This is a genomic window from Bradyrhizobium sp. 14AA (assembly GCF_054185205.1).
Genome location: NZ_JAVAYM010000010.1, coordinates 107,758 through 122,461, shown reverse-complemented (window position 1 = coordinate 122,461; position 14,704 = coordinate 107,758). Strand labels below are relative to the sequence as shown.

General features: G+C 65.6%; 13 protein-coding genes and 1 pseudogene. 8 read left to right on the top strand and 6 right to left on the bottom strand.

Annotated elements, in window-relative coordinates; genetic code table 11:
* Positions 1 to 79 precede the first annotated feature (79 nt).
* From RAD15_RS19705 to RAD15_RS19685, 5 genes and pseudogenes are all read right to left on the bottom strand, one after another.
* The gene (locus tag RAD15_RS19705) at positions 80 to 952 is read right to left on the bottom strand and encodes an alpha/beta fold hydrolase (protein ID WP_458179934.1); all 873 of its coding nucleotides are present in this window, start codon (positions 950 to 952) and stop codon (positions 80 to 82) included.
* A 7-nt stretch (positions 953 to 959) separates the two neighbouring features.
* Positions 960 to 1,592, bottom strand: a complete 633-nt coding sequence (locus RAD15_RS19700) for a LysE family translocator (protein WP_458179791.1) — start codon at positions 1,590 to 1,592, stop codon at positions 960 to 962.
* A gap of 60 nt (positions 1,593 to 1,652) precedes the next feature.
* Positions 1,653 to 2,451, bottom strand: a pseudogene (locus tag RAD15_RS19695) (beta-ketoacyl synthase N-terminal-like domain-containing protein).
* A gap of 1 nt (position 2,452) precedes the next feature.
* Positions 2,453 to 2,968, bottom strand: a complete 516-nt coding sequence (locus tag RAD15_RS19690) for a winged helix-turn-helix transcriptional regulator (protein ID WP_458179790.1) — start codon at positions 2,966 to 2,968, stop codon at positions 2,453 to 2,455.
* Between the two features lie 413 nt (positions 2,969 to 3,381).
* Positions 3,382 to 4,389, bottom strand: coding sequence for a polyprenyl synthetase family protein (locus RAD15_RS19685; RefSeq protein ID WP_026202916.1), 1,008 nt, complete (start codon positions 4,387 to 4,389; stop codon positions 3,382 to 3,384).
* Between the two features lie 134 nt (positions 4,390 to 4,523).
* On the opposite strand from RAD15_RS19685, the gene RAD15_RS19680 reads away from it, so the two are divergent.
* The 6 genes from RAD15_RS19680 (at position 4,524) to glyS (ending at position 10,205) form a co-directional block, all read left to right on the top strand.
* The gene (locus RAD15_RS19680; RefSeq protein WP_458179789.1) at positions 4,524 to 4,751 is read left to right on the top strand and encodes a putative signal transducing protein; all 228 of its coding nucleotides are present in this window, start codon (positions 4,524 to 4,526) and stop codon (positions 4,749 to 4,751) included.
* A complete protein-coding gene (locus tag RAD15_RS19675) occupies positions 4,744 to 5,511 on the top strand; it encodes a tRNA1(Val) (adenine(37)-N6)-methyltransferase (protein WP_458179788.1) in 768 nt (255 codons plus the stop codon). Before RAD15_RS19680 ends, RAD15_RS19675 begins: the two co-directional genes overlap by 8 nt.
* A 216-nt stretch (positions 5,512 to 5,727) precedes the next feature.
* On the top strand, positions 5,728 to 6,636 hold the full coding sequence (locus tag RAD15_RS19670; RefSeq protein WP_458179787.1) for a S49 family peptidase: 909 nt from the start codon (positions 5,728 to 5,730) through the stop codon (positions 6,634 to 6,636).
* 106 nt (positions 6,637 to 6,742) lie between these two features.
* Positions 6,743 to 6,934 (top strand): hypothetical protein, encoded by a 192-nt coding sequence (locus tag RAD15_RS19665; protein ID WP_458179786.1) that lies wholly within the window; start codon positions 6,743 to 6,745, stop codon positions 6,932 to 6,934.
* 236 nt (positions 6,935 to 7,170) lie between these two features.
* The gene (locus tag RAD15_RS19660; protein WP_038948278.1) at positions 7,171 to 8,106 is read left to right on the top strand and encodes a glycine--tRNA ligase subunit alpha; all 936 of its coding nucleotides are present in this window, start codon (positions 7,171 to 7,173) and stop codon (positions 8,104 to 8,106) included.
* Entirely contained in the window at positions 8,106 to 10,205 is a 2,100-nt protein-coding gene (glyS, locus tag RAD15_RS19655; RefSeq protein ID WP_458179785.1) for a glycine--tRNA ligase subunit beta, read from the top strand. The genes RAD15_RS19660 and glyS overlap by 1 nt, the downstream gene beginning before the upstream one ends.
* 280 nt (positions 10,206 to 10,485) lie before the next feature.
* On the opposite strand, the gene RAD15_RS19650 is transcribed toward glyS, so the two are convergent.
* Positions 10,486 to 10,839, bottom strand: a complete 354-nt coding sequence (locus RAD15_RS19650; protein WP_458179784.1) for a DUF1236 domain-containing protein — start codon at positions 10,837 to 10,839, stop codon at positions 10,486 to 10,488.
* Between the two features lie 226 nt (positions 10,840 to 11,065).
* Between RAD15_RS19650 and RAD15_RS19645 the strand changes: the two genes are divergently transcribed.
* Both RAD15_RS19645 and ppdK read left to right on the top strand, forming a co-directional pair.
* Positions 11,066 to 11,221 carry a DUF3096 domain-containing protein gene (locus RAD15_RS19645; protein WP_018648785.1) on the top strand — a complete coding sequence of 52 codons (156 nt, stop codon included), beginning with the start codon at positions 11,066 to 11,068 and terminating at the stop codon, positions 11,219 to 11,221.
* A 95-nt stretch (positions 11,222 to 11,316) separates the two neighbouring features.
* Entirely contained in the window at positions 11,317 to 14,256 is a 2,940-nt protein-coding gene (gene ppdK, locus RAD15_RS19640; protein ID WP_458179783.1) for a pyruvate, phosphate dikinase, read from the top strand.
* Positions 14,257 to 14,704 lie beyond the last annotated feature (448 nt).

The following is a 14,704-nucleotide window of genomic DNA, read 5'->3' as shown; positions in this document are numbered from 1 at the left end:
TGCGCCGTGCCCACCATCTTTCCGATACGGCGACAGAAGCGTGGGCACGCTCCGCTCTGCCCACCCTACGGCAGCGGGGCTAGCGGCTCTCTTCGTCGAGCCCGAGAAACCGCCGGATCTCGCCCAGCACCTCTTGCGGCTTGTCGTGCTGCAGCCAGTGACCGGCACCGGCGATGGTCTCGATGCGGGCATTCGGGAAGTAGCGCTCAAGCCCTGCTGCCCTGGCGCCGGCGAGAAAGCTTTCGCCGGCATTCAGCAGCAGCGTCGGGCAAATGATGCGCGACCACAGCGCGACGTGATCGTCCGGCCAGAGCCGGTGCGGCGCGCTGGCGCGCTGGTAGGGATCGAACTTCCAGCTATAGGTGCCGTCCTCGTTCTGCCGCGCGCCGTGCGTTGCAAGATGCAACGCGAGCTCACGGGACAGCCGCTTGTTGTGAAGCACCATCTGGGCGGCTGCGTCCGCGAGGGTCGGATAGCGGCGCAGCGTGCGGTCGTGCAGTCTGTCGAGCTGGCCGACCCATTTGCCGATGCGCTCATGCGCCGGCGGTTTCGGCGAATCCGGCAGCATGGTCACGCCGTCGAGGACGACCAGCTTCGAGACCAGCTCGGGGAACGATCCTGTAAAGATCAGGCTCACCATGCCGCCCATCGAATGGCCGATGAGAGTGACCTGCGGCGCTGCGATGCTGCGGACGAGCTGCGCGAGATCGTAGACATACTCGGTCAGCGCGTAGCTGCCGCCCTTGGTCCACTCGGAATCGCCATGACCGCGCAGGTGGGGCGCGAGCACGTGAAAGTGCGGTTGCAGCGAGCGCGCGATGACGTCCCAGCTCCGGCAGTGATCGCGGCCGCCATGGACCAGGATGGCGACAGGCGCGCCCGCGTTGCCCCAATCGGCGTAATGCAGCCGCAGGCCATGCGATTCATAGAAGCGGCTTTGCGGGGCGAGCATCGTGGCGCTATCCATTTGCCGGCCGCCGCGCCAGCGCGAGCGAGAGGCCAAGGCCCACGATGAAGACACCCGAGCCCTGGGTGAGGCGCCGCATCAGATGCGGCCTCCCGATCAACTGCGGGCGTGTTGCGGATGCCATCAGCACCACGACGACATCGGCGAGGGTGTTCAGCGTCACCGAGATCGCGCCCAGCATGATGAATTGCAGCGTGGGGTTGGATCCCGCGGGATCGAGGAATTGCGGGATGAAGGCGAGGAAGAACGCCGCGGTCTTCGGGTTCAGCGCCTCGACCAGCACGCCGTCGCGAAACGCGCGCTTGTCGCCGACGGTTTCGCTCTCCAGCGACAGTGTGCGGCCGGCGCTGCGGAACGTCTTGATGCCGAGCCAGACCAGATACAGCGCGCCGACGAACTTCACGGCGGCAAACAGTTCCGCGCTGGCAAGAATGATCGCGGAGATGCCGAGACTGCCTGCAACCACGTGGACCAGCCCGCCCAGCGCCGTCCCGGCGGTCGAGGCGAAGCCGCTGGCGCGCCCCTCAGACAGGGTCCGCGCCGCCACGTAGAAAATGCCGGGGCCGGGAACGGCGGCAATGAGACAAGCTGCGGCCAGGAACAGCCAGAAATTTGTATCGATCATCCTGTTTTCGTAGCGCAGCGTGCCGCGATTGCAAGTCTTCTGGTTGAAAGGCCCCGTCGTTTAGCCCATGCGGCGGAAGATCGCGCTGGCATTCACCCCGCCGAAGCCAAAGCCGTTGGAGATGGCGTGCTGCATCGGCATCCGCCGCGCGCTGCCTGAGACGATGTCGATGCCCTCCGCGCCCGGATCTGCGTTTTCGAGATTGAGCGTCGGCGGCGTGATCTGGTCGCGCAGGGCGAGCACGGTGAAGATCGCCTCCAGCCCGCCTGCGGCGCCGAGCAGATGGCCGGTGGCCGATTTGGTCGCGCTGACGGCGATGTTTCGATTGCGGCCGAACAGCGCGGCGATGGCGCCAAGCTCGCTCTCGTCGCCGGCCGGCGTCGACGTTACATGCGCGTTGAGGTGTTGCAGATCTGCGGGCGCGAGGTTCGCCTGCCGGAGCGCGATCTCCATGGCGCGGCGCGCGCCGTCGGCTCGGTGATCCGCACCGCTTCCGCCATCGCCGGGAAGCCGCCGACGCCGGAGGCGATGATCGTTGCAGTCCGCTCGAGCACGGAGGCGTCCTGCGGCGTCCATTTGGCCTGTGCGACCGCTTCTGCGGTGGCGAGCAGCGCGAACAGGATGAAGCGGTCCATCTTGCGCTGGTCTTTTGGCGCGCGGCCTGCGCAGGATCGAAGCCGCCCTCGGCGTCGTCGGCCTTGTCGGGCACGAGGCCGGCGATGTGGGCGGGCAGCGCCTGCGCCCATTCGGGCAGGCTGCGCAGCCCGCTTTGACCGGCGAGCAGCCGGCGCCAGGAGAGCTCGACACCGCAGCCGAGCGGCGAGACCGCGCCCATTCCCGTCACGACGATACGACGCATGTCAGTCTCCAGCCGGCGCCACGGCCGGGTTCATGGCCTTGAGTGAAGCGAGCCGCTTGCGCATTCCGCGGCTGGCGCGGGGACCAGCGATGACGACCGCATTGGCGAGCGTGATCGGCTGCATGTCGGCAGCGTCGACTACGACTGGATCGAATGGGCGTGCGTCGTTCCGGTTCGCGAGCACGATGGATTCGCCCTTGGGCGCGAGATGCTTGTTGCCCCACGCGAGCAGCGCCACGATCACGGGAAAGAAATCCCGCGCCTTGTCCGTCAGAACGTATTCGTAACGCGGTGGCCGCTCGTGATAGCGGCGGCGGACGAACATGCCGCTCTCGGTGAGGTGAGCGAGGCGCCGCGACAGGATGTTCGGCGCGATCCCGAGGCTCTGCGAAAACTCGTCGAACTTCGTTGCGCCCTGGAACGCATCCCGCAAGATCAGGATGCTCCACCATTCGCCGACCATCTCCACGGCACGACCGACCGGGCATTCCAGAATGGAGGGGGATTTGGGCTGCATGACGGGAAGGTTAGGCCAGTAACTTGCGAAATGAAAGTTACAGGGCGGACGGCACGCTGGCATCGGGCCGGACGTCGGCAAAGCTGTCACTGTGATCTGAAATGCGAATTGGCGAGCGCTGGCTTCGCGCCATACTCCGTCGTTGCGAGCGCACCGAAGCAATCCAGAGACTGGCCGCGGCGGCAGACTGGATTGCTTCGCTGCGCTCGCAATGACGGCGGTGGTGCAGCGAGCGCGTATGTCTCACCGTCACCCTGAGGTGCGAGACGAGCGACGCTCCAGCGGCGCTTGTCGAGCCTCGAAGGGCGACGGCCCGGATGCATCTCGGCCGTGCATCCTTCGAGGCTCGCGCCACACGCGCCTCAGGATGACGGAGCTAACAACAGTGGGGAAGTGATGGAAGCGTCAGTCGCTCAATGCGACCGCGCCAAACAGAACGCCACGACCTGCTCCAGCGCGCTCTTCATCGGCGAGGACGGGAATAGCGCCAGCGCATCCACGGCCATGGCGCCATAGTGCTGGGCGCGGCTCAGCGTGTCCTCGAGCGCGCGGTGCTTGTTCATCAGGCCGATGGCGTGATCGAGATCGGAATCGCCGATCTCGCCGCGCTCCAGCGCCCGGATCCAGAAGGCGCGCTCGGTGTCGTTGCCGCGGCGGAAGGCGAGCACGACGGGCAGCGTGATCTTGCCTTCGCGGAAATCGTCGCCGGTGTTCTTGCCGAGCTTTGCGCTCTTGCCGCCATAGTCGAGCACGTCGTCGACGAGCTGGAAGGCGATGCCGAGATTCATGCCGACCGAGCGGCAGGCGGTCTGCTCCGCCTTGGGGCGGTTGGCGATCACGGGGCCGACCTCGCAGGCCGCGGCAAACAATTCAGCCGTCTTGCCGCGGATCACGGCGAGATATTCGTCCTCGGTGGTTGCGGTGTTCTTGGCGGCGGCCAGCTGCATCACCTCGCCCTCGGCGATGGTGGCGGCGGCCGCGGAGAGGATGTCGAGCGCGCGGAGCGAGCCGACCTCGACCATCATGCGGAAGGCCTGGCCGAGCAGGAAGTCGCCGACCAGCACGCTCGCCTCGTTGCCCCAGAGCATGCGCGCCGAGAGCTTGCCGCGGCGCATCTCGCTCTCGTCGACGACGTCGTCGTGCAGGAGCGTGGCGGTGTGCATGAACTCGACGGAGGCAGCCAGCTTGATGTGGCCGTCGCCGGTGTAGCCGGCGAGGTTGGCCATGGCCAGCGTCAGCATCGGCCGCAGGCGCTTGCCCCCGGAGGAGATCAAATGGTTGGCCACCTCGGGGATCATGGTCACGTCCGACCCGGTCCGCGACAGGATCGTGGCGTTGACGCGCTCCATATCAGGAGCGACAAGGGCAACCAGCTCTTCGATCGACGCGCCGGGAGTTTCGAAAGGTACGATGACGGCCACGCCGGTCTCCAATATTTGCCCCGGAGGGGCTATTCTGACGGAAAGACAATAGAAACTGACGGCGGATGCGGCAAGACCTGCGGAACCATTGACATTTGCCGCTTTAACCCCCTTTCAGGCCGGAGACCTGCGTTTTGCGTGAACTGGTTCGGACCAACGACATGGTGCTGGTGTCGGCGATCGGCGCGCTGCTCGACGGCGCCAATATCCATCATCTGGTGCTGGACCAGAACATGAGCATCATCGAGGGCTCGCTCGGCATCCTGCCGCGGCGGATCCTGGTCCATGAGGACGACGCCCTCGAGGCCCGGCAGATCCTCACCGAGGCCGGCCTCAGCCACGAACTGCGCGGCGATGATTGAGGCCCCGCCAGATATTACCGAGGACGCCTTTCTCGGCGGGCGGTTGCGGCTGAAGCAGAAGCGGTCCGGCCATCGCGCCGGGCATGACGCCATTCTGCTGGCCGCCGCGACGGAGGCCCGAGCGGGTGACCGCGTGGTCGATTTCGGCGCCGGCATCGGCACCGCCGGGCTGGCGCTGGCCCGGCGCGTTCCCGGGATCCGGCTCAGCCTGGTCGAGATCAATCCCGAACTGGCGGAGCTGGCGCGCGCCAATGCGGCGGAGAATGCCATTGCGGCCGAGGCGATCGTGCTCGACGTCACCGCCGATGCGCAGGCGTTTGCGGCAAGCGGCCTGTCGCCCGACAGTATCGACGCGGTGTTGATGAATCCGCCCTTCAACGATCCGGCCCGGCATCGCGGCTCGCCGGATCAGGTGCGTCATACCGCGCATGTGGCGAGCGACGAGACGCTGAATGCATGGGTGCATGCCGCGCGGCGTATCCTCCGATCGAATGGCGCGTTGACTCTGATTTGGCGCGCAGATGGCCTCGGTGAGGTTTTGGCAGCGCTGTCACGCGGCTTCGGCAGCCTGTCCATCCTGCCGATTCATGGCGAGGCGGCGCGGCCTGCGATCCGCGTGCTGGTGCGCGCGGTCAAAGGTGGACGGGGTCCGACACGATTGCTGCCGGGCCTCATGCTTAACGAAGAGTCAATCGTGCCTAAAAAAGAGGTGAGGGATATTCTGGAGGGGAGAGCGAACTTGCCGCTGGCGGAGCCGTGACGGCTTACTGCGGAAGCGATTCCGTCTGCTGTTCTTGCGGGGACGTCAAGCGAATCGCGGTGAAAAGCGCACCGATCAGCATCAGCAGCAGATAGATCTTCATGGCATTTCCTCCGCTGCTTCATTGCAGCTTCCAAACGGGAAATCTGCAAAACACGTTCCAGGCACTTCCAATGACACTCGCGTGATAAGAATTGGTTAATCAGAGGTAACGGCATGGCCGAACAATTGAACGATCGTGAGAGTTCCGGCCTGGCCGACAAGCTCATGCAATATCTGCCGGCGCGCTTCCGTCCCGGCACGGCCGTCGTGCCGGTGGTGCGGCTGTCCGGCGTGATCGGGGCGGTGACGCCGCTGCGCCCGGGCATGTCGCTCGCGGGCGTCGCGCGGGTGCTGGAGCGGGCGTTCTCGATGCGGAACGCCAAGGCGGTGGCGCTGGTGATCAACTCGCCCGGCGGCTCGCCGGTGCAGTCGCGCCAGATCTATCTGCGCATCAAGCAGCTCGCGGCGGAGAAGAAGCTGCCCGTGCTCGTCTTCGTCGAGGACGTCGCGGCCTCCGGCGGCTACATGATCGCCTGCGCCGGCGACGAGATCATCTGCGATCCGTCCTCGATCCTCGGCTCGATCGGCGTGGTCGGCGGCAGCTTCGGTTTCCAGGACGCGATCAGGCGGCTCGGCATCGAGCGGCGCCTGTACACGGCCGGCACGCACAAGGCGATGCTCGACCCGTTCCTCCCTGAGAACCCTGACGACGTCGCCAAGCTGAAGGCGATCCAGCGCGAGATCCACCAGATCTTCATTTCGCTGGTGAAGGAGAGCCGCGGCGGTCGCCTCAAGGGCGCCGACGACACGCTGTTCACGGGCGAATACTGGGCCGGCGAGAGCGCGATCGCGCTGGGGCTGGCCGACAGCATCGGCGATCTCCGCTCAACTCTTCGTGCCCGCTATGGCGAGAAGGTTCTCACCCCCGTGATCGTGCAGCCGACCGGGCTGCTCTCCGGCCTTCTGGGGCGGAAATCGCCCGGCGCGGGGCAGCTTTCGGCCATGGAATCAATGGCCGGCCTGCCGGACGAGCTGATTTCGGCGGTCGAGACGCGGGCGATTTGGGCGAAATTCGGGTTCTAGCGGTTGGTATTCCCCGCGCCATTTGGCCCGGGGGATGCCAATTGCGGCGCAGCCCGGAGTGCGCGAGAATGATCGTGGGGGCTGAGCATTGAACAAGGATCGACCGATGCCGCCGTTCGTTGCATTCGCGGGCGTCCTGGGCGGGCTTGCCGTGGTCCGCTGGGCCTACAAGACCGCACTCCGGATCAACCAGGAGCTGGAGGAGATGCGCCTGTCGCGCGTCGCCGAAGCCGCCCATATGGGGCACATCCAGACGCTGAAGCGTGACCCCGTGACCGGAGCCTATCGGCCGGGGTAGGTGCTCCACAAACCGCTGCCGTAGGGTGGGCAAAGCGAAGCGTGCCCACGATCGGCCTCGCAAGTCGCGGAAAGATGGTGGGCACGGCGCAAGTGCGCCTTTGCCCACCCTACGGCACCGTCCCGACGGCGTGCAGTTAAGCCCATTTCCGCCCCCTTTGCCTTGATTCCCACCCCCGCCGTCGATACGGTCCCGCGCGATTCAAAACCCCCCCCCCGCGAGAGCCTGATCTGACGATGGACGCCTCATTGCCCGCCCACATGCGCCCGGAACGCTCGTTCCAGGGCTTCATCCTCGCGCTCCAGCGGTTCTGGGCCGAGCAGGGCTGCGTGATCCTGCAGCCCTACGACATGGAGATGGGCGCGGGGACCTTCCATCCGGCGACCACGCTGCGCGCGCTCGGGCCAAAGCCCTGGAACGCCGCCTATGTGCAGCCCTCGCGCCGACCCAAGGACGGTCGCTACGGCGAGAACCCGAACCGGATGCAGCACTACTACCAGTTCCAGGTGATCATGAAGCCGTCGCCGCCGAACCTTCAGGAGCTGTACCTGAAGTCGCTCGCCGCGATCGGCATCGATTCCGCCGTGCACGACATCCGCTTTGTCGAGGACGACTGGGAGAGCCCGACGCTGGGCGCCTGGGGCCTCGGCTGGGAGTGCTGGTGCGACGGCATGGAAGTCAGCCAGTTCACCTATTTCCAGCAGGTCGCGGGTTTTGAATGCGCCCCCGTCGCGGGCGAACTCACCTACGGGCTCGAGCGCCTCGCGATGTATGTGCAGGGCGTCGACCGGGTCTACGACCTCAACTTCAACGGCCGCGACGGCGATGCCAAGGTCACCTATGGCGACGTCTTCCTGCAGGCCGAGCGCGAATATTCGAAGCACAACTTTGAAGTCGCCGACACCGCGATGCTGTTCGAGCAGTTCAAGATGGCGGAAGCGGCTTGCCGGAAATATCTCGACGCCGGTTGGAAGGACGATAAGCGCGAGGCGCATCTGATGGCGCTGCCGGCCTATGACCAGTGCATCAAGGCGAGCCACGTCTTCAACCTGCTCGATGCCCGCGGCGTGATCTCCGTGACGGAGCGGCAGAGCTACATTCTTCGCGTGCGCGAGCTGGCCAAGGCCTGCGGCGAGGCCTGGATCCATACTGAAGCGGGCGGAGCGGCCTGATGCCCGAACTTTTGCTTGAACTGTTCTCGGAAGAAATCCCCGCGCGCATGCAGGCCAAGGCGGCCGACGATCTGCGCCGCCTGGTCACCGACAAGCTCGTCGCCGAAGGCCTCGTCTACGAAGGCGCGAAAGCCTTCGCGACGCCGCGCCGCCTCGCGCTCACCGTGCACGGAATCCCTGCGCGTCAGCCCGATCTCAAGACCGAACGCCGTGGACCGAAAGTCGGCGCGCCCGATGCGGCCGTGCAGGGCTTTCTGAAGGCGACCGGCTTGAAGTCGCTGGACGAGGCCAAGATCCAGCGCGACCCCAAGGGCGATTTCTACATCGGCCTGATCGAGAAGCCGGGCCGCGATGCGATCGATGTGCTCGCGGAAATCCTGCCTGTCATCATCCGCACCTTCCCCTGGCCGAAATCGATGCGCTGGGGCGCGCGCTCCGGAAAGCCGGGCTCGCTGAGCTGGGTGCGTCCGCTGCACGCGATCACCGCGACGTTCGGGCTGGAGACCGAAGAGCCCGATGTCGTGAAGTTCGAGGTCGACGGCATCGCGGCCGGCCAGACCACCTACGGCCATCGCTTCATGGCACCTAGCGCGATCTCCGTGCGCCGCTTCGAAGACTATGAGGCGAAGCTGAAGGCGGCAAAGGTCATCCTCGATCCGCAGGCGCGGAAGGACATCATCTTTGCCGACGCCAAGGAGCTGACCTTCGCGCAGGGTTTTGAACTCGTCGAGGATCAGGTGCTGCTCGACGAAGTGTCGGGCCTCGTCGAATGGCCTGTCGTCATGATGGGATCGTTCGAGGCCGAATATCTCGCGATCCCGGAAGAGGTAATCCGCGCCACCATCCGCAACAATCAGAAGTGCTTCGTCGTCAGGGATTCCAAGACCGGCAAGCTGACCAACAAGTTCGTCCTCACCGCCAACATCGAAGCGACCGACGGCGGCAAGGTCATCGTCTCCGGCAACGAGCGCGTGATCCGTCCGCGCCTGTCGGATGCGAAGTTCTTCTACGAGACCGACCTCAAGACGAAGCTCGAGGATCGTCTGCCGAAGTTCGAGCAGATCGTGTTCCACGAGAAGCTCGGCACCCAGGCCGCGCGCATCAAGCGCATCGAGCGTCTCGCTGCCGAGATCGCGCCGCTGGTCGGCGCCGATGTCGCGAAGGCGACGCGCGCCGCGCATCTGGCCAAGGCGGATTTGCTGACTGAAGTGGTCGGCGAATTCCCGGAAGTGCAAGGCCTGATGGGCAGGTACTACGCGCTGGCGCAGGGCGAGGACGCCTCCGTCGCCGCGGCCTGCGAGGAGCATTACAAGCCGCAAGGCCCGACCGATCGCGTGCCGACCGATCCGGTCAGCGTTGCGGTCGCGCTCGCGGACAAGATCGACACGCTGGTCGGGTTCTGGGCGATCGACGAGAAGCCGACGGGCAGCAAGGATCCGTATGCGCTGCGTCGCGCGGCGTTGGGCGTGATCAGGCTGATTGTCGAGAACGGACTGCGGCTCTCGCTCACGAAGGTGGCGGCTTCCGCACTTGCGGGCTTGTCGGTGAAGCCTGCCGATGCGGGTAAGATTCCGAGCGATCTGCTCGCCTTCTTCGCTGACCGCCTGAAAGTCCAGCTCCGCGAGCAGGGTGCGCGGCACGATCTCGTCGACGCCGTGTTCGCGCTCGGCGGCCAGGACGATCTGCTCATGATCGTCCGCCGCGTCGAGGCGCTCGGCAAGTTTCTCGACACCGATGACGGCAAGAACCTGCTCGCCGGCACCAAGCGCGCCAGCAACATCCTCTCGATCGAGGAGAAGAAGGACAAGCGCACGTTCGACGGTGCGCCCGATGCCTCTCTCTACAGCCTCGGTGAGGAGAAGGCGCTGGCCAAGGCGATCGGCGAGGTGCAGGCGGAAGCAAGCGCTGCCGTCGCCAAAGAGGACTTTGCCGCCGCGATGAGCGCGATGGCAAAGCTGCGTCCGCCGGTCGATGCGTTCTTCGACAAGGTCCGCGTCAACGACGACGATGCGAAGGTGCGCGAGAACCGCCTGAAGCTGCTGAACGAAATCCGCAGCGCCACGCGTGCGGTGGCGGATTTCTCGAAGATCCAGGATTAGGCTCTCGTGCCCCGGACGCAGCGCAGCGCGCCGCCCTTTGCGGCGTGATGCGCTGCAGAGCCGGGGCCCATGCCTGCCGCACAAAGATTCTGGGTCCCGGCTCTGCGCCGCACCGCTTGCGCGCTGCGTCGCGTCCGGGACACGAGAGTGCACACGCTGGCGCCCAATAAAAAAGGCCCCGCCCGGTGGGGGGAAGACCGGGCAGGGCCTGATGTCCGATTTACACACTGCTCGCGTCAGCCTGATTGATGTGACGCGCCGGACATCGAGTCGATCAAGTCTAGTCCAGCACCTCGACGATGCGCCGCGAGCGCGGCTCGACCAGCACGGTCTCGCCGTTCACGACGGTGTAGCGATAGGTGGTGGCGCCGAAACGCTGCGGCACGTCATAATAGGTGACGCCGCTTTCGGGTAAGGTGGCGCCGACCACCACGCGATCCGGAATCCGGAAGGCCGGCACACGTTGTTCGACCACATAGTCGCGGAAGGCCGGGCGCTGTTCGACCGCGATGGTCGGGCCGCTCTCGACCACGACGGGCGCGCGCCCGACCGTGACACCGCTTTGCGCCTGCGCCGCAAGGGGCGAGCCGATTGCGGCCGCGAGCGCTGCAAGGGCAAGAATTCTGTTCCGCATGGACAACTCCTTCGCCATGATTTTCGGGAAGCGCCAGTGGCGCGACCGGTTGCCAATGCCTGCGTGCTGGCAATGTTCCGGGAAATGCCCTGCCGCATTCGCGGCAATTTCGGGCAGTTTTCGCGGAGGCGGGAACTCGCGCGGCGGCTTGCGCGTCTCTGACTCGCGGAACCGGGGCCGCTATGATCCGCCCGCGATTCGCTCCATCTCCACAGAAAGATAATTCATGCACATCACCGTCGCCCACATTTCGCCGATCCTGTCGTTGATTGCGGGCGTGCTCATCCTGATCATGCCGCGGCTCCTCAACCTGATTGTCGCGATCTTCCTCATCGTAAATGGCGCGATCGGGCTCGGGCTCCTGAAGTGGCTCCACCTCTAGGGGGCATTTTCCGGAACTGTCCGACTTGCGCGGGCCCGTCCAAAATGGTGTAAGGCCCGCGATTTCCCATTCCTCTCGCAGGTTGTGTGCAAGCTATGGCCAAAGCCGCCTCGAAGCCTAAGAAAATACCAGCGAAATCAAAGTCCTCCGCCGCCGCGAAGGCCGCGCCGCCAGCCCGCAAGGCGCTGGCCAAGAGCGCCCCGAAGCCGGTCGCCAAATCGGTCGCGAAGGCTGCTGCAAAGGCTGCAGCCAAGCCGGCTGCGAAGGCCGTGACCAAGCCGGCCGCGCCGAAGGTCGCCGTGAAGCCTGCAGCGAAGAAGGCGGCCCCCGCCAAGGCGGCGCCGGCTGCGGCCAAGTCCGGCAAATGGGTGTTCACGTTCGGCGACGGCAAGGCCGAGGGCCGGACGGAGATGCGCGACCTGCTCGGCGGCAAGGGCGCCAACCTCGCCGAGATGGCCAATCTCGGCCTGCCGGTGCCTCCGGGCTTCACCATCCCGACCTCGGTCTGCACCTACTTCTATGCACACGACAAGTCCTACCCGAAGGAATTGCAGTCGCAGGTTGAGAAGGCGCTCGACTATGTCGGCAAGTTGACCGGCAAGGTGTTCGGCGATTCGAAGAACCCGCTGCTCGTCTCCGTGCGCTCGGGTGCGCGCGCCTCGATGCCGGGCATGATGGACACCGTGCTCAACCTCGGCCTCAACGACGAGACCGTCGAAGCGCTGTCGGAGCTGTCGGGCGACCGCCGCTTTGCCTATGACAGCTACCGCCGCTTCATCACCATGTTTTCGGACGTGGTGCTCGGCTTCGAGCATCATCACTTCGAGGAAATCCTCGACACCTTCAAGGACAGCCAGGGCTACACGCTCGATACCGACCTCACCGCCGACGACTGGGTCGAACTGGTCGGCAAGTACAAGGACGCGGTCGCGCGCGAGACGGGCAAGGATTTCCCGCAGGACCCGCACGACCAGCTCTGGGGTGCGATCGGCGCGGTGTTCTCATCCTGGATGAACGCGCGCGCGGTGACCTATCGCAAGCTGCACGACATTCCGGAATCCTGGGGCACCGCGGTCAACGTGCAGGCCATGGTGTTCGGCAACATGGGCGAGACCTCGGCGACCGGCGTTGCCTTCACCCGCAACCCCTCGACCGGCGAGAGCAAGCTCTACGGCGAGTTCCTGATCAACGCGCAAGGCGAGGACGTGGTGGCGGGCATCCGCACGCCGCAGGACATCACCGAGGATGCGCGCAAGGAATCCGGCTCCGACAAGGCCTCGATGGAATCGGCGATGCCGGAGGCCTTCAAGGAGCTGACGCGGATCTACACGCAGCTCGAAAAACACTACCGCGACATGCAGGACATGGAGTTCACGGTCGAGCGCGGCAAGCTCTGGATGCTCCAGACCCGCGGCGGCAAGCGCACCGCCAAGGCGGCGCTGCGCATCGCGGTCGAGCTCGCCAATGAAGGCCTGATCACCAAGAAGGAAGCGGTGACGCGGATCGATCCCGCCTCGCTCGACCAGCTGCTGCATCCGACCATCGATCCCAACGCCAAGCGCGACGTGATCGCGACCGGCCTGCCGGCCTCGCCTGGTGCTGCCTCCGGCGAGATCGTGTTCTCCTCGGACGAAGCGGCCAAGCTTCAGGCCGACGGGCGCAAGGTCATTCTGGTCCGCATCGAGACCAGCCCGGAAGACATCCATGGCATGCACGCCGCCGAAGGCATCCTGACCACGCGCGGCGGCATGACCTCGCACGCCGCGGTGGTCGCGCGGGGCATGGGCAAGCCCTGCGTCTCCGGCTGCGGCACCATCCGTGTCGATTACGGTCGCGGCACCATGAGCATCGGCTCGCGCACCTTCAAGACCGGCGACGTCATCACCATCGACGGCTCGCTCGGCCAGGTGCTCGCCGGCCGCATGCCGATGATCGAGCCGGAGCTCTCCGGCGAGTTCGGCACGCTGATGAACTGGGCCGACCAGGTCCGCAAGATCGGCGTGCGCGTCAATGGCGACACGCCCGAGGATGCGCGCACCGCGATCAAGTTCGGCGCGGAAGGCATCGGTCTCTGCCGCACCGAGCACATGTTCTTCGAGGAGACGCGCATCCGCACGGTGCGCGAGATGATCCTCTCCGAGGACGAGCAGTCCCGCCGCGCCGCGCTCGCAAAGCTGCTGCCGATGCAGCGCGCCGACTTCGTCGAGCTGTTCGAGATCATGAAGGGCCTGCCCGTCACGATCCGTCTGCTCGATCCGCCGCTGCACGAGTTCCTGCCGCACACCCACGCCGAGGTTGAGGAAGTGGCGCGCGCCATGAACACCGACCCGCGGCGCCTGGCCGACCGTGCGCGCGAGCTTTCGGAGTTCAATCCGATGCTTGGCTTCCGCGGCTGCCGCATCGCGATCGCGTACCCCGAGATCGCCGAGATGCAGGCGCGTGCGATCTTCGAGGCGGCGGTCGAGGCCGAGAAGCGGACCGGCAAGGCCGTTGGCCTCGAGGTGATGGTGCCGCTGATCGCGACCAAGATGGAGCTCGACCTCGTCAAGGCGCGCATCGACACCACCGCGAAGGCGGTGATGCGCGAGACCAACGCCAAGATCGCCTATCAGGTCGGCACCATGATCGAGCTGCCGCGGGCCTGCCTGCTTGCAGCAGAGATCGCGGAGAGTGCCGAGTTCTTCTCGTTCGGCACCAACGACCTCACGCAGACGACCTACGGCATCAGCCGCGACGACGCGGCGAGCTTCCTCGGCCCGTACGTGACGAAGGGCATCCTTTCAGTCGATCCCTTCGTTGCGCTCGACCAGGAAGGCGTCGGCGAGCTCGTCAAGATCGGCGTTGCGCGCGGCCGCAAGACGCGGGCGAAGCTCAAGGTCGGCATCTGCGGCGAGCACGGCGGCGATCCCGCCTCCGTCGCCTTCTGCCACAATATCGGTCTCGACTACGTGTCGTGCTCGCCCTATCGCGTGCCGATCGCCCGTCTCGCAGCGGCGCAGGCAGCGCTCGGCAAGGCGGCCGCGAGCCAGGCGTAAGTAGAAGCGCAGATTGAGTTGAAAGAGGCGGAGCAAAGCTCCGCCTCTTTTCGTTTGAGGCGACACTCTCGCCAAGTGTTCAGGTGTCATCGCCCGCCTTGTGCGCACTTGCGCACTGGGGCGGGCGATCCAGTATTCCGCCAGCGCCAGTGATTGAACCGAGAGGCCGCGGCGTACTGGATGCCCCGCCTTCGCGGGGCATGACATCGGTTATGCGGAAGCATTGCGCCAACGACGGGAACTCGTCGCGCGTCCCGTAATGATACGTGCGCGCAAGAGTTCCTTCACCATTCGCGTTGACCAGATGTTTACCGCTTCACGTCAGCGCGCATTTACCACGCGTGCGGTTACCCCGTGAAAACACCTGCAATCGCTTGAGTGTGCCGCGCGCGCAACGCCGATTAACGCCCCGGCAACCTAAATTAGATACTCACGATAAAGATCGAAT